The 22,123-nt window shown below is 69.9% G+C and carries 22 protein-coding genes; 18 read left to right on the top strand and 4 right to left on the bottom strand.

Annotated features, from left to right (window positions below; translation table 11 throughout):
• On the top strand, positions 1–975 hold the full coding sequence (locus OOT46_RS06110) for a Bug family tripartite tricarboxylate transporter substrate binding protein (RefSeq protein ID WP_265402702.1): 975 nt from the start codon (positions 1–3) through the stop codon (positions 973–975).
• A gap of 19 nt (positions 976–994) precedes the next feature.
• Here the strand turns inward: OOT46_RS06110 and trmL are convergent, their stop codons facing one another.
• Positions 995–1,465, bottom strand: a complete 471-nt coding sequence (gene trmL, locus OOT46_RS06105; RefSeq protein WP_265402701.1) for a tRNA (uridine(34)/cytosine(34)/5-carboxymethylaminomethyluridine(34)-2'-O)-methyltransferase TrmL — start codon at positions 1,463–1,465, stop codon at positions 995–997.
• A gap of 8 nt (positions 1,466–1,473) precedes the next feature.
• A complete protein-coding gene (locus OOT46_RS06100) occupies positions 1,474–2,235 on the bottom strand; it encodes a ComF family protein (protein ID WP_265402700.1) in 762 nt (253 codons plus the stop codon).
• 132 nt (positions 2,236–2,367) lie between these two features.
• On the opposite strand from OOT46_RS06100, the gene OOT46_RS06095 reads away from it, so the two are divergent.
• The 8 genes from OOT46_RS06095 (at position 2,368) to OOT46_RS06060 (ending at position 8,815) form a co-directional block, all read left to right on the top strand.
• Positions 2,368–3,150 carry a biotin synthase gene (locus OOT46_RS06095; RefSeq protein WP_265402699.1) on the top strand — a complete coding sequence of 261 codons (783 nt, stop codon included), beginning with the start codon at positions 2,368–2,370 and terminating at the stop codon, positions 3,148–3,150.
• Between the two features lie 286 nt (positions 3,151–3,436).
• Positions 3,437–3,994: a DUF2244 domain-containing protein gene (locus OOT46_RS06090; RefSeq protein ID WP_265402698.1), complete on the top strand. Its 558-nt coding sequence runs from the start codon at positions 3,437–3,439 to the stop codon at positions 3,992–3,994.
• Positions 3,995–3,999: 5 nt separating this feature from the next.
• Positions 4,000–5,172 (top strand): cytochrome c oxidase subunit II, encoded by a 1,173-nt coding sequence (gene coxB / locus OOT46_RS06085; RefSeq protein ID WP_265402697.1) that lies wholly within the window; start codon positions 4,000–4,002, stop codon positions 5,170–5,172.
• Positions 5,173–5,201: 29 nt separating this feature from the next.
• Positions 5,202–6,833, top strand: coding sequence for a cytochrome c oxidase subunit I (ctaD, locus tag OOT46_RS06080; protein ID WP_265402696.1), 1,632 nt, complete (start codon positions 5,202–5,204; stop codon positions 6,831–6,833).
• A 25-nt stretch (positions 6,834–6,858) separates the two neighbouring features.
• Positions 6,859–6,972: a cytochrome oxidase small assembly protein gene (locus OOT46_RS06075; protein ID WP_265402695.1), complete on the top strand. Its 114-nt coding sequence runs from the start codon at positions 6,859–6,861 to the stop codon at positions 6,970–6,972.
• An 18-nt stretch (positions 6,973–6,990) separates the two neighbouring features.
• Positions 6,991–7,617, top strand: coding sequence for a cytochrome c oxidase assembly protein (locus OOT46_RS06070; RefSeq protein WP_265402694.1), 627 nt, complete (start codon positions 6,991–6,993; stop codon positions 7,615–7,617).
• The gene (locus tag OOT46_RS06065; RefSeq protein WP_265402693.1) at positions 7,614–7,862 is read left to right on the top strand and encodes a DUF2970 domain-containing protein; all 249 of its coding nucleotides are present in this window, start codon (positions 7,614–7,616) and stop codon (positions 7,860–7,862) included. The genes OOT46_RS06070 and OOT46_RS06065 overlap by 4 nt, the downstream gene beginning before the upstream one ends.
• 68 nt (positions 7,863–7,930) lie before the next feature.
• The gene (locus OOT46_RS06060) at positions 7,931–8,815 is read left to right on the top strand and encodes a cytochrome c oxidase subunit 3 (protein WP_265402692.1); all 885 of its coding nucleotides are present in this window, start codon (positions 7,931–7,933) and stop codon (positions 8,813–8,815) included.
• Positions 8,816–8,925: 110 nt separating this feature from the next.
• On the opposite strand, the gene OOT46_RS06055 is transcribed toward OOT46_RS06060, so the two are convergent.
• Entirely contained in the window at positions 8,926–9,147 is a 222-nt protein-coding gene (locus tag OOT46_RS06055) for a twin transmembrane helix small protein (RefSeq protein WP_265402691.1), read from the bottom strand.
• A 39-nt stretch (positions 9,148–9,186) separates the two neighbouring features.
• Between OOT46_RS06055 and OOT46_RS06050 the strand changes: the two genes are divergently transcribed.
• Genes OOT46_RS06050 through OOT46_RS06030 form a run of 5 tightly spaced genes read left to right on the top strand, consistent with a single transcriptional unit; the run spans position 9,187 to position 13,281 of the window.
• The gene (locus tag OOT46_RS06050; RefSeq protein WP_265402690.1) at positions 9,187–9,927 is read left to right on the top strand and encodes an SURF1 family protein; all 741 of its coding nucleotides are present in this window, start codon (positions 9,187–9,189) and stop codon (positions 9,925–9,927) included.
• The gene (locus OOT46_RS06045) at positions 9,881–10,588 is read left to right on the top strand and encodes an SCO family protein (RefSeq protein WP_265402689.1); all 708 of its coding nucleotides are present in this window, start codon (positions 9,881–9,883) and stop codon (positions 10,586–10,588) included. The genes OOT46_RS06050 and OOT46_RS06045 overlap by 47 nt, the downstream gene beginning before the upstream one ends.
• A gap of 4 nt (positions 10,589–10,592) precedes the next feature.
• Positions 10,593–11,762, top strand: coding sequence for a COX15/CtaA family protein (locus OOT46_RS06040; RefSeq protein ID WP_265402688.1), 1,170 nt, complete (start codon positions 10,593–10,595; stop codon positions 11,760–11,762).
• Between the two features lie 5 nt (positions 11,763–11,767).
• Positions 11,768–12,673, top strand: a complete 906-nt coding sequence (cyoE, locus tag OOT46_RS06035) for a heme o synthase (RefSeq protein ID WP_416136155.1) — start codon at positions 11,768–11,770, stop codon at positions 12,671–12,673.
• Complete coding sequence (locus OOT46_RS06030) at positions 12,670–13,281, top strand: SCO family protein (RefSeq protein ID WP_265402686.1); 612 nt, start codon at positions 12,670–12,672, stop codon at positions 13,279–13,281. Before cyoE ends, OOT46_RS06030 begins: the two co-directional genes overlap by 4 nt.
• 67 nt (positions 13,282–13,348) lie before the next feature.
• On the opposite strand, the gene rpoH is transcribed toward OOT46_RS06030, so the two are convergent.
• Positions 13,349–14,284 carry an RNA polymerase sigma factor RpoH gene (gene rpoH / locus OOT46_RS06025; protein WP_265402770.1) on the bottom strand — a complete coding sequence of 312 codons (936 nt, stop codon included), beginning with the start codon at positions 14,282–14,284 and terminating at the stop codon, positions 13,349–13,351.
• Positions 14,285–14,584: 300 nt separating this feature from the next.
• Here rpoH and OOT46_RS06020 point away from each other — a divergent pair, with 300 nt between their 5' ends.
• From OOT46_RS06020 to OOT46_RS06005, 4 genes are all read left to right on the top strand, one after another.
• The gene (locus OOT46_RS06020; RefSeq protein WP_265402685.1) at positions 14,585–16,540 is read left to right on the top strand and encodes a M61 family metallopeptidase; all 1,956 of its coding nucleotides are present in this window, start codon (positions 14,585–14,587) and stop codon (positions 16,538–16,540) included.
• A 138-nt stretch (positions 16,541–16,678) separates the two neighbouring features.
• Complete coding sequence (gene imuA, locus OOT46_RS06015) at positions 16,679–17,563, top strand: translesion DNA synthesis-associated protein ImuA (RefSeq protein WP_265402684.1); 885 nt, start codon at positions 16,679–16,681, stop codon at positions 17,561–17,563.
• Positions 17,514–18,920: a Y-family DNA polymerase gene (locus tag OOT46_RS06010; protein WP_265402683.1), complete on the top strand. Its 1,407-nt coding sequence runs from the start codon at positions 17,514–17,516 to the stop codon at positions 18,918–18,920. The genes imuA and OOT46_RS06010 overlap by 50 nt, the downstream gene beginning before the upstream one ends.
• Positions 18,917–22,123, top strand: coding sequence for an error-prone DNA polymerase (locus OOT46_RS06005; protein ID WP_265402682.1), 3,207 nt, complete (start codon positions 18,917–18,919; stop codon positions 22,121–22,123). Before OOT46_RS06010 ends, OOT46_RS06005 begins: the two co-directional genes overlap by 4 nt.

Genomic DNA, 22,123 nt, shown 5'->3' with positions numbered 1-22,123 from the left:
ATGAAACGCCGCCAGATCCTCTGTTCCCTCGCCGCCACCTCGGTGGCCGCGCTCGCCGCCCCCGCAGGTGCGCAGGCCTGGCCGGCGCGACCGGTCAAGCTGCTGGTGCCTTTCCCGCCCGGCAGCTCGCCCGACCTGATCGCCCGCGTGATCGCCGAGCCGCTGGGCGCGGCGCTCGGCCAGACCATCGTGGTCGAGAACCGTGCCGGCGCCGGCGGCAACATCGGCACCGGGCTGGTGGCCAAGGCCGCGCCCGACGGCTACACCTTCCTTTTCACCATCCAGGGCCCGCTGGTCACGGCGCCGCTGCTCAGCAACAGCCTGCCCTACGACCCCGTGAAGGAGCTGGCGCCGGTGAGCCTGGTGGCGACCAGCCCCAACGTGCTGGTGGTGTCGCCGCAGCTGGGCGCGGCCTCGCTGGCCGAGTTCGTGCGCGTCGCCAAGGCCCGGCCCGGCCAGCTCAACTACGGTTCGGTCGGCAAGGGCAGCGCCTCGCACCTGGCCATGGAGTCCTTCAAGGCGCGTGCCGGGCTGGACCTGAAACACGTGCCCTTCCAGGGGTTCCCGCAAATCGTCGGCTCCCTGCTCTCGGGCGAGGTCCAGGCGGCCTTCATGGTGCCGGGCATCGCGATGGGGCAGGTCCGCGCGGGCAAGCTCAAGGCGCTGGGCGTCACCACGCTGGGCCGCAGCAGCGCGCTGCCCGAGCTGCCGACCTTCGTCGAACTCGGCTACCCGGGCTTCGAGGCGGTCTCGTGGCAGGCAGTGCTGGCGCCGGCCGGCACGCCGCGCGCCATCGTCGAGCGCCTGAGCGGCGAGCTGGTGCGCATTATCAAGAGCGACGAGGTGCGTGCGCGCATGCTGGGCCACTACTTCAGCGCGGCGGGCACCGCGCCCGAGGCGCTCGCGACGCTGATGAAAAGCGAGCGCGACAGCTGGGGACGCGTGATCAAGGCAGCCGGCGTCCAGCCGGAGTGAAGCGCGGCACCGCCCGCCTTCAGGCGCCGCCCGTGTAGCCGTTCTGCCGCCAGGCTTCGAACACCGCGACGGCGACGCTGTTGGAGAGGTTGAGGCTGCGCTGTCCCGGGCGCATCGGCAGCCGCACGCGCTGCTCGGCCCGGAAACTCTCGCGCAGCTGCGGCGCCAGCCCGCGTGTCTCGGCGCCGAACACCAGCCAGTCGCCCGGCCGCCAGGCGACGTCGGCAAAGGGCCGGCTGCCGCGCGTCGTGAAGGCGAACAGGCGGGTCGTGTCGGGTGCCTGCGCCTCGAGGAAGGCCGGCCAGCTCGCGTGCCGCCGCACCTCGGCGTACTCGTGGTAATCCAGCCCGGCGCGGCGCATCAGGCGGTCTTCCATCGAAAAGCCGAGCGGCTCGATGAGGTGCAGTTCGCAGCCGGTGTTGGCCGCCAGCCGGATCACGTTGCCGGTGTTGGGCGGGATTTCGGGTTCGACGAGGACGATACGGAACATCGGCCGGATTATTCCCGAGCGCGTGGCGCGCGCCGACCGTCCTCCAACGCGGTGCGCGTCACCACCCACAGCTGCACACCGGCAGCACCCGCCGCCTTGAGCACCCGGGCCATCTCGCCCGCGGTGGCGCCGGTCGTCATCACGTCGTCCACCAGCGCGACCTGGCGGCCTTGCAGCACCGGGCGGGCTGCCGCGCTTGCCTCGAAGGCGCCCCGCACATTGGCGACACGCCGGCGCGGCGGCAAGCTCAGCTGCGGCAGGGTGTCGCGGTGGCGCAGCAGCAGGTCCGCGCGCGCCGGCAGCTGCAGGCGGGCGGCCAGCCAGCGGGCGATCTGCCAGGACGGGTTGTAGCCGCGTTGCGCGAGGCGTTGTCGCGACAGCGGGGTGGGCAGGATCAGATCGGGCAGCGGGCGCGCCGGCGCCGGCCCGGCGCCGTCCGTCTGCAGCGCGCACAGCAGGCGCTCGCCCAGCGGCCCCACCAGGTCGAGCGCGGCCTCGAACTTCAGCGCCGCGACCAGCCGGTGCCAGGGATAGGCATGGGGGAGGGCGGCGACCGTGTGGTCAAAGGCCGGCGGGTGTTTCAGGCAGGCGCCGCAGCGGCTCACGCCGGCCGGCACCTGCGCGGCGCAGCGTCCGCAGCGCGGCGCTGCCCGTGAGTAACGCGCGACGCAGTCGGCGCAGACCCGCCGCGACTGCCAGGCACGGCAGACCGCGCACAGGCTGGGCAAGGCCGCGGCAAGGCCGGCAAGGAGCGGCAGGCGCAGGGGCATGGCGCTCAATATACTGCCGGCCATGTCCGTGCCCCCGACCCCCCCCTCCTCCACGATCCCGCCGCGCTGCAGGCCTGGCAGCGCCGCCTGCCGGACAGCGCGCCCTGGCTGCATACCGAGGTGGCGCGGCGCATGGGCGAGCGGCTGGCGATCGTCAAGCGCACGCCGCGCGAGGTGCTCGACTGGTGGAGCGTCCAGGGCGGTTCGCTGGCGCTGCTGCGCGAGCACTATCCGGCCGCCCGAGTGGTCGCCGTGGAACCGGGCGAGGCCGCTGCCGCGCGGGCCGCCGAGGCCCTGCGCACCCCCTGGTGGTCGCCATCGCGCTGGCGCGGCCCGGCGCACGCGGCGATGACCGAGGCCGAGGCGGGCGAAGGCGCCGGCGCCGAGCTGTTGTGGGCCAACATGATGCTGCATTGGGCGCCCGACCCGCCCGCGCAGCTGGCGCGCTGGCAGCGGGCGCTCGCGGTCGACGGCTTCCTGATGTTTTCCTGCCTCGGGCCCGACACGCTGCGCGAACTGCGCACGGTCTACGAGCGTCACGGCTGGGGCCCGGCGACGCCGGCCTTCATCGACATGCACGACCTGGGCGACATGCTGGTGCACGCCGGTTTCGCCGACCCGGTGATGGACATGGAGCCGCTCACACTGACCTGGGACTCGGCCGATGCATTGCTGCAGGAGTTGCGCACGCTGGGCCGCAACACCCATCCGCAGCGCCACCCCGGCTTGCGCACGCCGCGCTGGAAGCGTGCGCTGGGCCAGGCGCTGCAGGGGGGCGGCGGGCGCATCGCGATGCGTTTCGAGATCATCTACGGGCATGCCTTCAAGGCCGTGCCGCGGGCCCGGGTGGCGGACGAGACACGCGTCTCGCTGGCCGACATGCGTTCCATGATGCGCAGCGGCAAGCCGCGCTGAGGCGGGTCGGCTTGCCGCCGCGCGCCAGGCAGCCTGTAAGCCCCTCCGATACCACAATCCACGGTCCCTTAGGGATCTGCCTGACGCCCGTTGTGACCGATCTTTGCGCTGGGCTAAAATCCGTCGGTTTGGTTGGGCAGGTTCTGCAGTCGTCTCGGGTCGCGGCAACGCGACGGCGCCACGGAGTTGCCTGGCTCAGGTGTTGGGAGCAGAAGCACGGATAGCAAGGGCTAGGGTGGCAACGGCTCGGAGGGGGAGGGCTCAGATGGCAAGTAATCCGTCCCCCGTGCCTCCTTTATCGGATCCCGCGCAGCTCGGCAGGCTGGTCCGGCGCGACGGCGGCTGGGGCATGGAATGGGTGCTGAAGCGCAACTGCTCCATGTCGCCGCGGCAGCTGGTAGCGGTGATCGGCTCGCTGTGCACGCTGTCCCTCGGTATCGCCGGCTTCTTCTGGGTGCTGGGCGCTCCGATGGTGATGCCTTTTGCCTGGGTCGAGGTGATCGCGCTGATGCTGGCCGTGTGGCTGTATGCGAGGCATGCCGCGGATCGCGAGCGGATCGAGCTGAGTGCCGGCTGCCTGCGTATCGAGCGCCGCGTCGGCACACGGCTGGAGTGCGTGGAGTTCACGCCGGCCTGGGTGAGGATAGGGCCGCGGCACGGCAGCGGCGACCTGGTGCTGCTGAGCGGCCAGGGCCGCAGCGTCGCGATCGGGCGGCATCTGCGTCCTGAACTGCGCCCACGCCTGGCCGAGGAATTGCGCATCGCGTTGCGCCGTGAACCCGCCCTGCAGTGGCAGGCGGAGGCCGCCGCGACGTCGTTGATAGAGAGTTTGAAACTGAAGTGACCACGATGAAGACCTTGAAAGCTCTTTGGCACAAAGCGGGGCAACTGAGCCTCGGGTTGGGGGCGGCCCTGGCCACCACGTGCGCGATGGCGGTCAACGACCTGCCCGGCGGCCCCGCGGTGCGCCAGACGGACTTGCATCCGCCGGTCACCAAGATTGCCGCCGAGCAGCAGTTTCTCCACCAGATGATGCTGTGGATCTGCGTCGCGATCTTCATCGCGGTGTTCGGCGTGCTGTTCTACTCGCTGATCAAGCACCGCAAGTCCAGGGGCGCCAAGTCGGCCAACTTCCACGAGAGCGTCAAGGTCGAGATCGCCTGGACCGTGGTGCCCTTCATCATCGTGATCCTGATGGCCTTGCCGGCCACCAAGGCGGTGGTCGCCATGAAGGACACCACCAACGCGGACCTCACCATCAAGGCCACCGGCTACCAGTGGAAGTGGGGCTACGACTACCTGAAGGGCGAAGGCGAGGGCATCTCCTTCCTGTCGACGCTGGACAACGCGCAGCGCGAGCTGTCAGACGCCGGCACGCCGGCCGGCGACGACTACTTGCTGCGCGTGGACAACCCGCTGGTGGTGCCGGTGAACAAGAAGATTCGCATCGTCACGACCGCCAATGACGTGATCCACGCCTGGATGGTGCCGGCCTTCGGCGTCAAGCAGGACGCGATCCCCGGCTTCGTGCGCGACACCTGGTTCCGCGCCGAGAAGGTGGGCGACTACTACGGCCAGTGCGCCGAGCTGTGCGGCAAGGAGCACGCTTACATGCCCATCCACGTCAAGGTGGTCTCGGACGCCGAGTACACCGCCTGGGCGGAGGGCAAAAAGAAGGAAATGGCCGCCAGGGCCGACGATCCGAACAAGGTGTGGCAGCTGGCCGATCTGTCGGCCCGCGGTCAGCAGGTCTACACCGCCAACTGCGCGGCCTGCCACAAGCCCGACGGCACCGGGGCCGGCCCGATCAAGCCGCTGGCCGGCTCGCCGGTGGTGCAGGACGCCGACAAGGCCAAACAGATCGCGATCGTGCTGCACGGTGCCGCCAACGGTGCGATGCCGGCGTGGAAGCAGCTGTCGGACACCGACATCGCCGCTGTGATCACCTACACGAAAAACGCGTGGACGAACAAGACCGGCCAGCTGGTGCAGCCGTCTGAAATCGTCGCAGCCCGCAAGTAAGCCCGGGCAGAATTGAAAAAGGAACCGACATGAGTGCAGTCCTCGACCCACACGGTCACGCTGCGGGCGACCACGGCCACGACCACGCGCATGACCACCCCCACGGCTGGCGCCGCTGGGTGTTCGCGACCAACCACAAGGACATCGGAACGCTCTACCTGCTGTTCAGCTTCACCATGCTGATGGTCGGCGGCATCCTGGCGCTGCTGATCCGCGCCGAGCTGTTCCAGCCCGGCCTGCAGCTGGTCAACCCCGAGCTGTTCAACCAGTTCACGACCATGCACGGTCTGATCATGGTGTTCGGCGCGATCATGCCGGCCTTCGTCGGCTTCGCGAACTGGATGCTGCCGCTGCAGATCGGCGCCTCGGACATGGCCTTCGCGCGGATGAACAACTTCAGCTTCTGGCTGATGATCCCCGCGGCCATCATGCTGGTGGCGTCCTTCTTCATGCCCGGCGGCGCGCCCGCCGCCGGCTGGACGCTGTACGCCCCGCTGACCCTGCAGATGGGCCCGTCGATGGACGCCGGCATCTTCGCGATGCACATCCTGGGCGCCAGCTCCATCATGGGCTCGATCAACATCATCGTCACGGTGCTCAACATGCGCGCACCCGGCATGACGCTGATGAAGATGCCGATGTTCGCCTGGACCTGGCTGATCACGGCCTACCTGCTGATCGCCGTGATGCCGGTGCTGGCGGGTGCAATCACGATGACGCTGACCGACCGCCACTTCGGCACCAGCTTCTTCAACCCGGCCGGCGGCGGCGACCCGATCATGTACCAGCACATCTTCTGGTTCTTCGGGCACCCCGAGGTCTACATCATGATCCTGCCGGCCTTCGGCATCATCAGCCAGATCGTGCCGGCCTTCGCGCGCAAGCGCCTGTTCGGCTACACCTCGATGGTGTACGCGACCGGCTCGATCGCGATCCTGTCCTTCATCGTGTGGGCCCACCACATGTTCACCACCGGCATGCCGGTGACCGGCCAGCTGTTTTTCATGTACGCGACCATGCTGATCGCGGTGCCCACGGGCGTGAAGATCTTCAACTGGATCGCGACGATGTGGCGCGGCTCGATGACCTTCGAGACGCCGATGCTGTTCGCGGTGGGCTTCATCTTCGTGTTCACGATGGGCGGCTTCACTGGGCTGATCCTGTCGGTCGCGCCGATCGACATCCAGCTGCAGGACACCTACTACGTGGTGGCGCACTTCCACTACGTGCTGGTGGCGGGGTCGCTGTTCGCGCTGTTCGCCGGCTTCTACTACTGGGTGCCGAAGTGGACCGGGGTCATGTACTCGGAGGCGCGCGGCAAGTTCCACTTCTGGGCCTCGCTGATCACCTTCAACGTGACCTTCTTCCCGATGCACTTCCTGGGCCTGGCCGGCATGCCGCGTCGTTATGCCGACTACCCGATGCAGTTCGCCGACTTCAACATGTGGGCCTCGGTGGGTGCCTTCGGCTTCGGCCTGTCGCAGGTGTACTTCTTCCTGTTTGTGGTGCTGCCCGCGATGCGCGGCAAGGGTGAGAAGGCCGCGACCCTTCCCTGGGAGGGCGCCGAAGGCCTGGAGTGGGAAGTGCCGTCGCCGGCGCCCTTCCACACCTTCGAGAACCCGCCCAAGCTGAACGCCAACGCCACCAAGGTGATCGGCTGAGGCCGGGCGCACGACGGAGCCGACGATGACGACCGAAGAGAAAAAGAAGCAGAACCTGCGCCTGGCCTTGATCCTGGTGTCGGTGGTGCTGGCCTTTTTCGTCGGTTTCATCGTCCGCATGGTGTATTTCGGCGGCTGAAGCGCAGCGACCCGAGCCATGAGCGACAAGCAGCGGCAAGACCCCGGAGTGCGCAGCGACAACCTGCGCATGCTGGGCAAGCTGGTGGTCGTGGCGGCCCTGATGGGCGCCTTCGGCTACGCGCTGGTGCCGATGTACAACGCCATCTGCACGGCGCTGGGCATCAACGTGCTGTCGCGCAGCGAGCGCCTGCTGCCCGGCATGTCGCACGGCGCCGGGGCGAACACCCAGATCGACACCTCACGCCGCATCACGATCGAGTTCGACGCCAATGTGCGCGGCCCCTGGGACTTCAAGCCCGCGGTGCGCTCGCTGACGGTGCACCCCGGCGAGATGACCACGGTGATGTACGAGTTCAGGAACGTGCAGAACCGCGCGATGGCGGCCCAGGCCATCCCCAGCTACGCGCCCAAGCAGGCGATGTCGCACTTCAACAAGCTGGAGTGCTTCTGCTTCAACGAGTACACGCTGCAGCCTGGCGAGGTGAAAAACTGGCCGGTGGTGTTCGTGGTCGATCCCAAGCTCCCGAAGGACGTGACCACCATCACGCTGTCCTACACCTTCTTCGAGGTGGGCGGCAAGGTGCCGGCCGCGCCCGCGGGGCACGCCGCCGCGACGCCAGGGCGCATGGAGCCTGCGGTATGAACGAGCAGCAGCGGCCCGGCGAGGACCTGAAGTCCGCGGTGCGCCGCAAGGGCTCCTTCCTGCAGACGCTGAAGGCGGTGGCGTGGTCGTTTTTCGGGGTGCGCAAGTCGTCCGACTACGAGAAGGACGTGGGCCAGCTGAACCCGCTGCACCTCATCATTGCCGGCCTGCTGGGCGCGGCGGTGTTCGTGATCGCGCTGGTGCTGCTGGTGCGCTGGGTCATCGGCAGCGGGGTGGCGGCCTGAGCCGGCAGCGGCGGGCAGGCGAGCTTCAAAAGCATTAGAGAACAGCAGTTCAGGTTTTAGGAGAAAACATGTCGGCAGCGACACATCACGGCGCAACGCCTTACTACTTTGTGCCCAGCCCCTCGCGGCACCCGGCGATGGCCGCCTTCGGGCTGTTTTTCGTGATCCTGGGCGCGGGCCAGTGGGTCAACGGCCACCAGTGGGGAGCCTACTCCCTGCTGTTCGGTCTGCTCTGGTGGGCCTTCATCCTGTTCCAGTGGTTCGGCGATGCAATCCGCGAGAGCGAAGGCGGCCTGTACAGCGATCGCATCGACGTGTCCTACCGCTGGAGCATGGCCTGGTTCATCTTCTCCGAGGTGATGTTTTTCGGTGCCTTCTTCGGCGCGCTGTTCTGGGCCCGCACCTTCACGCTGCCCTCGCTGGCCAACCTGGAGCACCAGATCCTGTGGCCCGACTTCAAGGCCATCTGGCCCAGCGAGATGCCCGGCATCACCGGCTCGCCCGCCGGCATCGTCGAGCCCTTCCAGACCGTCGGTCCCTGGCCCATCCCGACCATCAACACCGCGCTGCTGCTGACCTCCGGCGTCACGCTGACCATCGCCCACCATGCGCTGCGTGAAGGCCACCGCGGCAAGACCATCGGCTTCATGTGGCTGACGGTGATCCTCGGCATCGTGTTCCTGGGACTGCAGGGTTATGAATACGCCCACGCCATCCAGGACCTCAACCTGAAGCTCAGCTCGGGCATCTTCGGCTCGACCTTCTTCATGCTGACGGGCTTCCACGGCTTCCACGTGTTTGTCGGCATGCTGATGCTGCTGTTCATCACGCTGCGCCTGCAAAAGGGCCACTTCACGGCCGAGCGCCACTTCGGTTTCGAAGGCGCGGCCTGGTACTGGCACTTCGTCGACGTCGTGTGGCTGGGCCTCTACGTCGTCGTCTACTGGATGTAAGCCGGCGCCCGCGGCAGGCCTGAAGGCCTGCCCGGCCGGCACGATGAAAAAACGCCGCGGATGCGGCGTTTTGTTTTGTTTTGCGGCTGTGGGTCCGGGCCCGGCGGATCTCAGCGGACCACCGGCAGCCCGGTCGGCTGTATCCACCCCATCTTGTAGCTGACCAGGATGCAGACGAACAGCAGGATGGAAAATCCGACCCGCAGTGCGAGTGCGCGCACCATGTTGTTGGTCTTCGGCTTGCCGTCGCGGCCATCGCGCATCATGAAGACGAGCGCCGACGCGAGGCTGCCGATGATGAGCAAGAAGGCCAGGCCGATGAGGAGTTTCATGTCAGCGATTATCCCACCCGGCCCGCGCGGCCCCTGGCGATGACGACATTTGCAGCAAGGCCGGCGTGGCGCCGCCGGGTGGTGCTGCTTGCGACCGTGACGGGCGTGGCCCTCACTGCCTCGCTGGGCCGTTGGCAGCTCGACCGGGCGGCACAGAAGGAAGCGCTGCAGGCTGCGCTGCAGGCGCAGGCCGGACGGCCGTCGGTGGACCTCAACAGCGTGGAGCCCGAGGCGGCGGTTGCGATGCACTGGCGGCCGGCGACGCTGCGCGGCGAGTGGCTGTCCGAGCACACGGTCTTCCTCGACAACCGGCAGATGTACGGCCGCCCCGGCTTCTACGTGGTCACCCCGCTGCGTCCGCTGGGCCGGCAGGATGCGGTGCTGGTGCAGCGCGGCTGGGTGCCGCGCGATGTGCGCGACCGGACCCGGCTGCCCTCGCTGGTCACGCCCGCCGGCGTCGTCAGCGTCCGTGGCCGCATTGCCCCGCCGCCGGTCAAGCTATACGAGTTCGCCGGCGCCGCCAGCGGGCCCATCCGGCAAAATCTCGATGTCTCCGCGTTCGAGGGGGAGATCCGCACGCGCCTGTGGCCCGTCTCGCTCGTCGAGGTCGCGCCGGCCGGTGCTGCCCCCGACGGCTTGTCGCGCGACTGGCCCCAGGCCGCGGTGGACGTTCACAAGCACCATGGCTATGCCTTCCAGTGGTTCGCCATGAGTGCGCTGATGACAGGTCTGTATGTCTGGTTCCAACTCCTTCGGCCGCGACTCCATCGCGCCCGCTGAACACGGCGCGGCCGAGCCGCTCAACTTCACCGTGCACAGCCTGCCCCGCCTCGATGTCGAGGACAGCAGGCGCACGCGCATCGGGCGCATCAAGATGCTGCTGGTGCTGCTGGTGTGCGCCTCGCCGGTGATCGCGTCCTACTTCACCTATTACGTGATCCGCCCGCAGGGCCGCACCAACTACGGGGTGCTGATCAGCCCGCAGCGGCCGCTGCCGGCGTTCGCGCTCAGCACGCTGGACGGCAAGCCGGTCGAGGCGGCCAGCCTGAAGGATCAATGGCTGCTGGTGACGGCGGCGCCTGCCAGCTGCGACGCCGGCTGTGAGCGCCGCCTTTACCTGCAGCGCCAGCTGCGCGAGACCCTGGGGCGCGACCGCGACCGGCTGGACAAGGTCTGGTTCGTCACCGATGCGGGCCCGGTGCGGCCCGAGGTGCTGCGGGGCATCGAGGGGGCCCAGGTGCTGCGCGTCGCGCGCGAAGAGCTGGCGCGCTGGTTGGCACCGGCGGAAGGGCAGCAGCTCGAGGACCATCTCTACGTGGTCGATCCGATCGGCAACTGGATGATGCGTTTCCCCGCCGATGCGGACCCCACGAAGATCAAGCGCGACCTGGTCAAGCTGCTGCGCGCCTCGCAGCACTGGGACCGCGCGGGGCGGGACTAGGGCGATGGACGGTCCCGCTCTCTACGACCTGACACCGGTGCTGCGCATGGCGCTGCTGGGCGTCGTGCTGGCGCTCGGGCCGCTGGCCTGGGTGTGGCTGCGGCATCGCGGCGGCGAGCCAGGCCGGCGGCTGAGCGCGCTGACCCTGCTGACCTTGTTCCTGACCTTTGACCTGATCCTCTTCGGTGCCTTCACGCGGCTGACCGATTCGGGCCTCGGCTGCCCGGACTGGCCCGGCTGCTACGGCCAGGCCAGTCCCTTCGGTGCCCACCAGGAGATCAGTACCGCCGAGGCCGAGATGCCGACCGGGCCGGTGACCCACCGCAAGGCCTGGATCGAGATGGTGCACCGCTACCTGGCCACCGGTGTGGGCGTGCTGATCACCGTGCTGGCCGTTGCGAGCTGGCTGGCCAGCCGCCACCAGCCCCTGTCTCCCTGGTGGGCCACGGCCACGCTGGTCTGGGTCTGCATCCAGGGGGCCTTTGGCGCGCTCACCGTGACCTGGAAGCTCTATCCCGCCATCGTGACCGCCCACCTGCTCGGCGGCCTGGTGCTGCTCGCGCTGCTGGCCGCCCAGGCCCAGTTCTACCGGGGCAAGGCCCTGGGGCTGCGGCAGGGCCTGCGTACCGGGGTCTGGCTCGTGTATGCGCTGTCCTGGCTGCAGATCGCGCTGGGCGGCTGGGTCAGCACCAATTACGCGGTGCTGGCCTGCACCGACTTCCCGACCTGCCAGGGCGGCTGGTGGCCCGAGATGGACTTCGAGCACGGCTTCGCGATCGTGCGGGAACTGGGCGCCGGCCGCGACGGCGGTTTTCTGCCCTTCGCGGCGCTGACCGCGATCCACTACACCCATCGCCTCACGGCCTACGCGGTGTTCCTCGCCCTCGGGCTGCTGGCGTGGCGGCTGCACGCGGCCGGCCGTCTCGCGCCGCAGGCCCGGCGTTATGCCTGGGCGCTGGTCGGCTGCGCGCTGTGGCAGGCGGCGACTGGCATCAGCAACGTCGTGCTGGGCTGGCCCCTGCCCGCGGCCGTGCTGCACACCGCGGGCGCGGCCCTGCTGATCGGCGTGCTGACCGTCGTGCTGGCACGGTCCCACCTGGTCCCGCGCGAAGCGGCCGCTCTGCGACCCGGCCGCGCCCCGGCGGGCCCCCTAGAATCCATGCCTTCACGATGACCGCCATGCCTGCAACGATCGCCAGCTCCCACCCGCCGCCTTCACGTGTCGCGCAGTTTTATGCACTGACCAAGCCGCGTGTGGTGCAACTCATCGTGTTCTGCGCCGTCATCGGCATGTTCCTCGCCGTGCCGGGGCTGCCCGAGTGGCGTCCGGCGCTGGCCGCCACGGTCGGCATCTGGCTCGTCGCAGGCGCTGCCGCGGCCTTCAACTGCCTGGTGGAGCAGCGCATCGACGCGAAGATGCAGCGCACCGCCTGGCGGCCCACCGCCAAGGGCGAGCTGACCAACACCCAGACGCTGCTGTTCTCGGCGGTGCTGTGCGGCCTGGGCATGGCGCTGCTCTACCTGCTGGTGAACCCGCTGACGATGTGGCTGACCTTCGCCACCTTCGTCGGCTACGCCGTGATCTACACCGTGGTGCTGAAGCCGCTGACGCCGCAGAACATCGTGATCGGCGGCGCCTCGGGCGCGATGCCGCCTGTGCTGGGCTGGGCCGCGCTGCGCGGTGAGGTCGGGCCCGAGGCGCTGATGCTGTTCCTCATCATCTTCCTGTGGACTCCGCCGCATTTCTGGGCCCTGGCGCTCTACCGCGCCGAGGACTACCGCAAGTCGGGCCTGCCGATGCTGCCGGTCACCCATGGCTCGGAGTTCACCCGGCTCAATGTGCTGCTCTATACCTTCGTGCTGTTCGCCGCGACGCTGCTGCCTTTCGTCTACGGGATGAGCGGCTGGATCTACCTGGCGGCGGCGATCGTGCTGGGCGGCTGGTTCATCGCCTACGGCTGGCGTCTGTGGCGCCAGTATTCGGACCAGCTGGCGCGGCGCACATTCCGCTTTTCCATCCTGCACCTGGCGCTGCTGTTTGCGGCGCTGCTGGTGGACCACTACACGAGGCCCTGGCTGCCATGAAACGTCGATCCCTCCTGCTGCTCGGTGCCGCCGCAACGCTGCTGGCCGCCTGCGACCGCGGCCCCGGCGCGGCCGCTCCGGCACAAGGCGCGAAGTTCAACAGCATCGACATCACTGGCGCCGGCTATGCGCGCGACTTCTCGCTGACCGATCACAACGGGAAGCAGCGCACGCTGGCCGATTTCAAGGGCAAGCTGGTGGCGGTGTTTTTCGGCTTCACCCAGTGCCCCGACGTCTGCCCCACTTCGCTGGCCGAGCTGGCCCAGGTCAAGCAGGCCTTGGGCCCGCAGGGCGACAAGCTGCAGGGCCTGTTCGTCACGGTGGATCCCGAGCGCGACACGCCCGAGCTGCTCAAGGCCTACATGAGCGGCTTCGACCCCAGCTTCCTGGCCCTGCGCGGCACGCCGGAGCAGACCGCGGCCGTGGCCAAGGAGTTCAAGGTGTTCTATGCCAAGGTGCCGGGCAAGACCAACCCGGAGTCCTACACGATGGACCACACCGCCGGGGTGTACGTCTTCGACACCGAGGGCCGCATCCGGCTGTTCGCACGCCATGGAGGCGGTGCCGAGGCGCTGGCCTCGGACCTGAGGCAACTGCTGCCCGCCTGATCCGGTCCGCGGATCCCCCAAAAAGCAAAGCCGCCCGTGGGCGGCTTGGTGCTTGCCGGCGACCGCTTCAGGCGGCGTACTCGCCGAGCGACTTGCGCATCTTTTTCATCGCGGCCACTTCGATCTGGCGGATGCGCTCGGCGCTGACACCGTATTCCGACGCCAGCTCGTGCAGCGTCATGCCGCCCGAGCCGTCGTCGTTGACCTTGAGCCAGCGCTCCTCGACGATGCGGCGGCTGCGGTCGTCCAGCGCGTTGAGCGCGCTGGTGATGCCGTCGCTGGCCAGCACGTCGCGGCGCTGCGACTCCATCACCCGGGTCGGCTCGCTGCTTTCGTCGGCCAGGTAGGCGATCGGCGCGTAACTTTCCTCGCCGTCGTCGACGCTGGGCTCCAGCGCGACGTCGCCGCCCGAGAGCCGGGTTTCCATCTCGGCAACCTCTTCGCGCTTGACGTTCAGCTCGCGCGCCACCGCCTCGATCTCGCGGTCGGTCAGGGTGCTGCGGTGCACCTCGGCGTCGCTTGCCTCTTCCTTCAGGCTCTGTTTCATCGAGCGCAGGTTGAAGAACAGCTTGCGCTGGGCCTTGGTCGTCGCGACCTTGACCATGCGCCAGTTCTTCAGGATGTACTCGTGGATTTCGGCCTTGATCCAGTGCAGCGCGTAGCTGACCAGGCGCACGCCCTGGTCCGGGTCGAAACGCTTGACGGCCTTCATCAGGCCGACATTGCCTTCCTGGATCAGGTCGCCGTGCGGCAGGCCGTAACCCAGGTACTGGCGCGAGACCGACACCACGAGACGCAAGTGCGACAGCACCAGCTTGCCGGCGGCCTGCAAGTCGTTGTGCTCGCGGAACTTGCGAGCGTAGCTCTGCTCTTCTTCGAGCGTCAGCATCGGCAGCCGGTTGACCGCGGAGATATAGGCGTCCAGGTTCCCCAGCGAGGGCACCAGGGCCCAGGGGTCACGGACGGCAAGGGCGTGAGCGGGTGAGACGTTCATAGAAGCCATAGACATCCCAGAACCTCCTTTTGTTCCCTGAATGCTAGCACTCGATGATACAGAGTGCTAAAGGCGGGTGAACAACATTGCAACTCCTGATGTGATTCGATAAAGCTATCAAGGTTCCGCCGAGGGCGGCCGAACGGCGCGAAATCCAGGCGGCCTTGCGACCCACATGGCGTGCAAACCTTGTTCCAGCGCGCGCGGTGCCGCAGCGGAGCGGGCGGCCCTGAGCCTGTAAACATCTACAGACGCGGCGACGCCCGGACTCCCTCTATCGTCGGGCTTCCTCCATTTCGTTGCGCCGTCATGAAACCTGTTTCACTCGTCGCGCTGCTGCTGGCGGCCGGCCTCTGGACCTTGCACGCCGTGGCCGCCGCCGGCCCCGATACCCCCGCCCGCGATCGCCTGCGGGCCGTCGCCGACCCTCAGGACACGCCTTACCCCGGCGTGATCGAGTTGCAGGTCGACGCCAGCGACCTGCAGCGCCGTGTGGTGCGGGTGCGACAGCGCCTGCCGGCCGCCGCCGGACCGCTGACCCTGCTCTACCCGCGCTGGCTGCCCGGCACCCACGGTCCCTCGGGCGACGTCAACTTCCTGGCGGGTTTGAAGATTTCGGACGCGGCCGGGCAGCCGGTGCCCTGGACACGCGACCCGCTCGATCCCTTCGCCTTCCACCTCGAGGTACCCCTCGGCGGCACCACGCTGGACCTCGAGTTCCAGCACCTGTCGCCGCTCGGCGAGCGCTCGGGGCGGGTGGCGATCAGCCACTCCATCCTGGGGCTGCAATGGGAGACCGTGGTGGTCTACCCGGCCGGGCACTACACCCGCCGCATCGCGGTGCGGCCCAGCCTGCGGCTGCCGCCCGGCTGGCAGCAGGCCGCCGCCCTGCGCGCCCCTGACGGCAGCGCGCCGCAGCCCGACGGCGAGGGCTGGGTGCGTTATGGCGAGGTGAACCTGGAGACCCTGGTCGATGCCCCGGTCTTCGCCGGCCGTCACATGAAACGTGTGCCGCTGGACGCGCCGGGCCGGGCGCGCCCGGTGATGCTGAATATCGTCGCCGACGAGCCCGAGCAGCTCAACGCGAGCGAAACGCAGCTGGCCGCGCATCGCCAGCTGGTGAGGCAGGCCGACCTGCTGTTCGGCGCGCGCCACTTCGGGCACTACGACTTCCTGCTGGCACTGAGCGACAGTTTCGGGCGCATCGGGCTGGAGCACCACCAGTCGAGCGAAAACGCGGTCAAGCCCGGGTATTTCAAGGACTGGGACAAGAGCATCGAGTCTCGCGACCTGCTGCCGCACGAGTACGTGCACTCGTGGAACGGCAAGTTCCGCCGTCCGGCCGAGCTCTGGACGCCGACCTACAACGTGCCGATGCGCACCAGCCTGCTGTGGGTCTACGAAGGCCAGACGCAGTACTGGGGCCACATGCTGACCGTGCGCAGCGGGCTGGCGACGGTCGAGCAGGGGCGCGATGCGCTGGCCCAGCTCGCTGCGGTGTTCGACCACCGCAGCGGGCGGCGCTGGCGCAACCTGCAGGACACCACCCAGGACAACCTGATGAGTGCGCGCCGGCCCAAGGACTGGCCCGACTGGCAACGCATGCGCGACTACTACGACGAAGCCACGCTGATCTGGCTCGATGTCGACACGCTGATCCGGGAGCGCTCCGGCGGCAAGCGTTCACTGGACGACTTCGCCAAGCGCTTTTTCGGTGTCGAGGACGGTCGCATCGAGCCACTCACCTACACCTTCGAGGATGTGGTGCGCACGCTCAACGAGGTGCAGCCGCACGACTGGGCCGCCTTCCTGCGCCGGCGCCTGGACAGCAACGAGCCCGTGGCGCCGCTGGACGGCCTGGCGCGCGCCGGCTGGAAGCTGGTCTACGACGACAAGCCGAGCCCGTTTTTCAAGGCCGAGGAGGGGCAGGCCAAGGTGACGAACCTGCTCTATTCCATCGGGCTGTTGATCCGCGAGGACGGCACCCTGGCCGAAGTCGCCTGGGAGGGGCCGGCCTTCAGTGCCGGCGTTGCGCCCGGGATGAAGCTGCTCGCCGTCAACCTGCGCGCCTACAAGCCCGAGGTGCTGCAGCAGGCCATCACCGCGGCGCGCGGGCAGGACACGGCGCCGATCGAGCTGCTGCTCCAGCAGGGCGACCGCTACCACATCGCCCGCGTGGAGTACCGCGGCGGCCTGCGCTATCCGCGTCTGGAGCGCATCGCCGGCACGCCCGACCGGCTCGGGCAGATCCTGGCGCCACGCTGAGGCCGGCCCGGGGCACAGGACGGACCGCCACCGTGCGGTCCCATTGCCCCTTTCGCCCCTGCGAGCGAGGCCGCGGGTCTCGCCGGCCACGGCGGTCGGTCGTATACTGTTTATATATACAGTATCCGCTGTGCCGCCATGTCCGCATCCACCTCCGGGCAGGACCCGACCTTCCTCTCTCCGACCGTCCCGGACGCGGCTGCGCCGGAACCTGCGCGGCTGTCGCTGGACGTCTTGCAGCGCCGTCTCGGCCCGGTCATGTGGCGGGGCGACCAGCTCGCCGAGGGCAGCGAGCCGGCGCTGCCGACCGGCCATGCCATGCTCGATGCCGAACTGCCCGGCGGCGGCTGGCCCAGCCGATCGCTGACGGAAGTGCTGCTTCCGCCCGGTGCCGCCTGCGAGTGGCGCCTGCTCGGCCCCGGCCTGCCGCGCCTGTGCGAGGGCGGCCGAACGCTGGTGCTGGTGGGCGCCAGCGCTCCCGTGGAGACGGCGCTGCAGCCCCATCTGCCCGCCCTCCAGGCGGCGGGCCTGGCCTGCGGGCGCTTGCTGTGGGTCTCGGGGGTCTCCGGCCCGCAGGCCTTGTGGGCGGTCGAGCAGGCCTTGCACTGCCGCGACGCGGGGGCCGTGCTGGCTTGGCTGCCGCAAGTCCGGCCCGAGGCGCTGCGGCGTCTGCAGACCCAGGCCCAGTCGGCCGGGACACCGCTTTTCGTGTTCCGACCTGGGGCCGAGCCGCCACAGGCCTCGGCCGCCCCGCTGCGCCTGCACGTCGCGCCGGGCCGGGCCTGGAGCCTGCGGGTGCGGCTGCTCAAGCGCCGCGGCCCGCCCTGCCATGAGACGCTGGAGCTGCCGGCCCTGCCGCCGGGCCTGGCGCCCGCGATGGCCGTCAAGCTGCGCGCCAGCCTGCTGAACGAACGCGCCGGCGTCGCGGCGGCCTCCGGCGCGATGGCGCGCTCGCCATCCGAGGAGTTGGCCGATGCCCTACTGGCTCGCGCTGCTGTGCCCCGCGTCGTCGTCCCCGCGTGAGCCCGGCCCGGCCGGGTCCGCGCCGGCGGCCCAGGACCCGCAGCAGCAGCTCGCGGTGGGCTGGTGGGCGCTGCAGTTCACACCGCGGGTCTGCCTGCTCGACGAAGCGGTGCTGCTGGAGGTGCACGCCAGCCTGCGGCTGTTCGGCGGCGCGCGGGCGCTGCTCAAGCGTGTCGGCCCCGAGGCGCGCGAGCTGGGCTGCGTCGCGGTGGCGCGGGCGCCGACCGCGCTGGCAGCGCTGGCCCTTGCCCGGGCCGGCCGGCGTGTTCCGGTCGGTGCGCAACGCGCGGAGCCGGGCGGGGCCGCCCCGCGCGGCTGGGTCGCCCGGCTCGACGCGGCCCCGCTGAGCGCCCTCAGCGCGACCGGGTGGCACGAGGGCCTGCTCGAACGCCTGGGCTGCCGCCGTCTCGGCGACTTGCGCGCGCTGCCGCGGGCCGGCCTGGCCCGACGCTGCGGCGCCGAGCTGCTCGAGGCGCTCGACCAGGCCTATGGCGAGCGGCCCGAGCGCTGCGACTGGCTGGCCTTGCCCGAGGTCTTCGACGCCCGGCTGGAACTGCCCGGCCGGATCGAGGAGGCCGGCGCGCTGATGTTCGCTGCGCGCCGCCTGCTCCTGCAGCTGTGCGGTTGGTTGGCGGCACGCCAGGCGGGCGTGCGGCGCTGCGTGCTGCGCTGGCGACACGATTTCCATCGCCCCGGCGTGGACGACGCCGGCGAGCTGGAGCTGCGCACCGCCGAGACCACCCGCGATCCCGAGCACCTCTGCCGCCTGCTCGGCGAGCTGCTGGCCCGCGTCGCGCTGGCCGGGCCGGTGGGCGAGCTGGGCTTGCGGGCCGACGCGACCGAGCCGCTGGCGTCCGGCACCCGCACGCTGCCCCTGGAGGCCGGCCGCCTCACCCCCCGCGAACAGGGCGAGTCGCTGGCCCAGCTGGTCGAGCGCCTGACGGCCCGCTTCGGCGCCGAGCGGGTGCTGCGGCCGGTGCCGCAGTCCGACCACCGGCCGGAGGCGATGCAGCGCTGGCTGCCGGCCGACGCCTGGCAGCCTCCCGCTGCGCTGCCGACGGAGGCGGCGCCCTCGCGTGCGCCGCAGCCCGGCTGGCTGGTGCGTGAGCCCCTGCCGCTGCCGCTCAAGCGGGAGCGGCCCCAGCATGCCGGCGCGCCCCTGCAACTGCTCAGCGGGCCGCATCGCGTCGAGGCCGGCTGGTGGGAAGTTCAGGGCGGGCCGGGGGCGGTGGCGCGCGACTACTTCATCGCCTGGAGCGAGCGGGCCGGGCTGCTCTGGGTCTACCGCGAGGGAGTCGGCGCGGCGACCCCCGGTCCGGGGCACAGCGGCTGGTTCCTGCATGGGGTGTTCGGATGAACGTCCGGGTGGAGGATGGCGGGGCGCCGTCCGGTCGGCTGCCGGCCTATGCCGAGCTGCACTGCCTCAGCAACTTCAGCTTCCAGCGCGGCGCCTCGCACCCCGGCGAGCTGGTCGAGCGCGCTGAGGCACTCGGCTATAGCGCGCTGGCGCTGACCGACGAATGCTCGCTGGCCGGCGTGGTGCGCGCCTGGCAGGCGCTGCAGGACCTGCAGCAGCAGGCCCGCGAGCAGGGGCTGCCCGAGCCGTCGTTGCGCCTGCTGACCGGCAGCGAGTTCGCCGTGCAGGCCGCGTCGCCTTTCCGGCTGGTGGTGCTGGCATGCACCCGCGAGGGCTACGGCAACCTGAGCGAGTTCATCACGCGGCTGCGCCGCGCCAGCCCCAAGGGCAGCTACCGGCTGGACTGGAGCGAGGTCTCGGGCGCAGCGCTGGGCGACTGCGTGGTGCTGCTCGCCCCCGGACGCGAGGCCAGCTTCGAGAACGTCTTCGCCCAGGCCTGCTGGCTCAGGCAGCACTTCGAGGGGCGCGGCTGGCTCGCGGTGGAGCTGCTGCAGCAGGCCGACGATGCCGGCTGGCTGCACAAGCTGCGCGAGGTGAGCCGGCTCGGTGGCGTGCCGCTGGTGGCGGCGGGCGACGTGCACATGCACCTGCGCTCGCGCAAGCCGCTGCAGGACGTGCTGACCGCGATCCGCCTGGGCCGGCCGGTGGCCGAGTGCGGCACCGCGCTGCAGCCCAATGCCGAGCGCCACCTGCGCTCGCGGCTGCGGCTGGCGCAGCTCTACCCGGACGACCTGCTGCAGGCCACCGAGGAGGTGGCGGCGCGCTGCCGCTTCCGGCTGGATGAATTGCGCTACGAGTACCCGGAGGAAGTGGTGCCGCCCGGCGAGACGCCGGCGTCCTTCCTGCGCCGGAAAACCTTCGAGGGCGCGCGCCTGCGTTTCCCCGCCGGCCTGCCCGGCAAGGTCGAGGCCCAGATCGAGAAGGAGCTGGAGATCATCGCCCACAAGGGCTACGAGAAGTACTTCCTGACCGTCTACGACATCGTCAGCCAGGCCCGCTCGCTGGGCATCCTCTGCCAGGGCCGCGGCTCGGCGGCCAACTCGGCGGTCTGCTACTGCCTCGGCATCACCGAGATCGACCCGGCGCGTGCCGACCTGCTGTTCGAGCGTTTCATCAGCAAGGAGCGCGACGAGCCGCCCGACATCGATGTCGACTTCGAGCACCAGCGGCGCGAGGAGGTGATCCAGTACCTCTACGCGAAATACGGCCGCGAGCGCACCGCGCTGACCGCCACGGTGATCAGCTACCGCTCGCGCAGCGCGATCCGCGACGTCGGCAAGGCGCTGGGTTTCGAGGCCGCCGCCATCGACCTGCTGGCCAAGGACCACCACTGGTGGGACAGCCTGGACGTGATGGCCGAGCGCCTGGCCGCCCACGGCCTGGACGTGCGCGACCGCCGCGTGCTGCAGTGGATCGAGCTGACGCAGCAGCTGCGAGGTTTTCCGCGTCACCTGAGCCAGCACACCGGCGGTTTTGTCATCGCGCGCGGCAAGCTCAGCCGCATCGTGCCGATCGAGAACGCCGCGATGAAGGACCGCTCGGTGATCGAGTGGGACAAGGACGACCTGGATGCCCTGGGCCTGATGAAGGTCGACGTGCTGGCGCTGGGCATGCTCAGCGTGCTGCGGCGCGCGCTCGACTTCATCGGCCAGCGGCGCGGCCGGCCGTTCCGGCTCCAGGACATTCCCGACAAGGACCCGGCCACCTACGAGATGATCTGCCGCGCCGACACCATCGGCGTGTTCCAGATCGAAAGCCGCGCCCAGCAGAGCATGCTGCCGCGCCTGAAACCGCGCCAGTTCTACGACCTGGTGGTGGAGGTCGCGATCGTGCGGCCCGGCCCCATCCAGGGCGGCATGGTGCACCCCTACCTCAAGCGCCGCGAGAAGGACGAGGCGCGCCGCCGTGCCGGGCTGCCGCGCCCTCGGCTGGACTCGCCCGGGCTCGAGGAGGCGCTCGGCCGCACGCTGGGCGTGCCCATCTTCCAGGAGCAGGTGATGCAGCTCTGCATCCTCTGCGCCGGCTTCACGCCGGGCGAGGCCGACCGGCTGCGCCGCGCGATGGCGGCCTGGAAGCGCCATGGCGACGTGCTGCCCTTCCGCGACAAGATCCTGCGCGGCATGACCGAGCGCGGCTACAAGGCCGAGTTCGCCGAGCAGCTGTTCGAGCAGATCAAGGGTTTCGGCGACTACGGCTTCCCCGAGAGCCATGCCGCGTCCTTCGCCTTGCTGGCCTATGACAGCAGCTGGATCAAGTGCCACGAGCCGGCCGCCTTTCTGGCCGCGCTGCTCAACTCCCAGCCGATGGGCTTTTATTCGCCCGGCCAACTGGTGCAGGACGCGCGGCGCCACGGCGTCGAAGTGCGCCCGCCCGATGTGCAGGCGAGCGACTACCACTGCACGCTGGAGGACCTGGCCCTCACCGGGCCGACCACGCAGCCGCCGGTGCGTCTGGGGCTGGCCCTGGTGGCCGGCCTGCCCGAGGCGGCGGCGCTGCGCATCGCCGAGGCCCGTCGCGAACGGGCCTTCGAGGATGTGCAGGATTTGGCGCGGCGGGCCCGCCTGCAGCCCGCCGACCTGAGGCGCCTGGCCGCGGGCGACGCGCTCAGGAGCCTGGCCGGCCACCGCCGCCAGCAGGTCTGGCAGGCGGCGGCCTGGCAGGCGCCGGGTGCGCTGCTGCAGGACGCAACCATCCGCGAGGAGGCGCTGGAGCTGTTCGAGGCGCCCGAAGGCGAGGAGATCGTGTTCGACTATGCGGCGCTGAAGCTGAGTCTGCGTCGCCACCCGCTGGCGCTGCTGCGGCCGCTGCTGGGCGCGCGCGGCCTGCAGTCAGCCCAGGCCTTGAGCGCCCTGGACGACGGACGCGCGGCGCGCGCCTGCGGCATCGTGACGATGCGCCAGCAGCCGGGCACCGCGGGCGGAACCGTCTTCGTGTCGCTGGAGGACGAGACCGGCTCGGTCAACGTGATCGTCTGGCCCCGCGTGCGCGAGGCCTTCCGCGAGGCGCTGCTGCATGCCCGGCTGCTGGCGGTGCACGGCGTGTGGCAGCAGCGCGAGGGCGTGGCCCATCTGCTGGCGCGCCGGCTCGAGGACCTGACACCGCTGCTGGGCCGACTCGCCACCGGAAGCCGGGATTTTCATTAG

This window comes from Aquabacterium sp. A7-Y, from assembly GCF_026153205.1.
Taxonomy (GTDB): domain Bacteria; phylum Pseudomonadota; class Gammaproteobacteria; order Burkholderiales; family Burkholderiaceae_C; genus Caldimonas.
This window is presented reverse-complemented; position numbering and strand designations above follow the sequence as displayed.

Excerpts from the sequence above, each read along its gene's own strand:
- OOT46_RS06110 (WP_265402702.1), top strand. The coding sequence starts at position 1 with ATGAAACGCCGCCAGATCCTCTGTTCCCTCGCCGCCACCTCGGTGGCC.
- trmL (WP_265402701.1), bottom strand. The coding sequence starts at position 1,465 with ATGTTCCGTATCGTCCTCGTCGAACCCGAAATCCCGCCCAACACCGGC.
- OOT46_RS06100 (WP_265402700.1), bottom strand. The coding sequence starts at position 2,235 with ATGCCCCTGCGCCTGCCGCTCCTTGCCGGCCTTGCCGCGGCCTTGCCC.
- OOT46_RS06095 (WP_265402699.1), top strand. The coding sequence starts at position 2,368 with ATGGGCGAGCGGCTGGCGATCGTCAAGCGCACGCCGCGCGAGGTGCTC.
- coxB (WP_265402697.1), top strand. The coding sequence starts at position 4,000 with ATGAAGACCTTGAAAGCTCTTTGGCACAAAGCGGGGCAACTGAGCCTC.
- ctaD (WP_265402696.1), top strand. The coding sequence starts at position 5,202 with ATGAGTGCAGTCCTCGACCCACACGGTCACGCTGCGGGCGACCACGGC.
- OOT46_RS06075 (WP_265402695.1), top strand. The coding sequence starts at position 6,859 with ATGACGACCGAAGAGAAAAAGAAGCAGAACCTGCGCCTGGCCTTGATC.
- OOT46_RS06070 (WP_265402694.1), top strand. The coding sequence starts at position 6,991 with ATGAGCGACAAGCAGCGGCAAGACCCCGGAGTGCGCAGCGACAACCTG.
- OOT46_RS06065 (WP_265402693.1), top strand. The coding sequence starts at position 7,614 with ATGAACGAGCAGCAGCGGCCCGGCGAGGACCTGAAGTCCGCGGTGCGC.
- OOT46_RS06060 (WP_265402692.1), top strand. The coding sequence starts at position 7,931 with ATGTCGGCAGCGACACATCACGGCGCAACGCCTTACTACTTTGTGCCC.
- OOT46_RS06055 (WP_265402691.1), bottom strand. The coding sequence starts at position 9,147 with ATGAAACTCCTCATCGGCCTGGCCTTCTTGCTCATCATCGGCAGCCTC.
- OOT46_RS06050 (WP_265402690.1), top strand. The coding sequence starts at position 9,187 with ATGACGACATTTGCAGCAAGGCCGGCGTGGCGCCGCCGGGTGGTGCTG.
- OOT46_RS06045 (WP_265402689.1), top strand. The coding sequence starts at position 9,881 with ATGTCTGGTTCCAACTCCTTCGGCCGCGACTCCATCGCGCCCGCTGAA.
- OOT46_RS06040 (WP_265402688.1), top strand. The coding sequence starts at position 10,593 with ATGGACGGTCCCGCTCTCTACGACCTGACACCGGTGCTGCGCATGGCG.
- cyoE (WP_416136155.1), top strand. The coding sequence starts at position 11,768 with ATGCCTGCAACGATCGCCAGCTCCCACCCGCCGCCTTCACGTGTCGCG.
- OOT46_RS06030 (WP_265402686.1), top strand. The coding sequence starts at position 12,670 with ATGAAACGTCGATCCCTCCTGCTGCTCGGTGCCGCCGCAACGCTGCTG.
- rpoH (WP_265402770.1), bottom strand. The coding sequence starts at position 14,284 with ATGGCTTCTATGAACGTCTCACCCGCTCACGCCCTTGCCGTCCGTGAC.
- OOT46_RS06020 (WP_265402685.1), top strand. The coding sequence starts at position 14,585 with ATGAAACCTGTTTCACTCGTCGCGCTGCTGCTGGCGGCCGGCCTCTGG.
- imuA (WP_265402684.1), top strand. The coding sequence starts at position 16,679 with ATGTCCGCATCCACCTCCGGGCAGGACCCGACCTTCCTCTCTCCGACC.
- OOT46_RS06010 (WP_265402683.1), top strand. The coding sequence starts at position 17,514 with ATGCCCTACTGGCTCGCGCTGCTGTGCCCCGCGTCGTCGTCCCCGCGT.
- OOT46_RS06005 (WP_265402682.1), top strand. The coding sequence starts at position 18,917 with ATGAACGTCCGGGTGGAGGATGGCGGGGCGCCGTCCGGTCGGCTGCCG.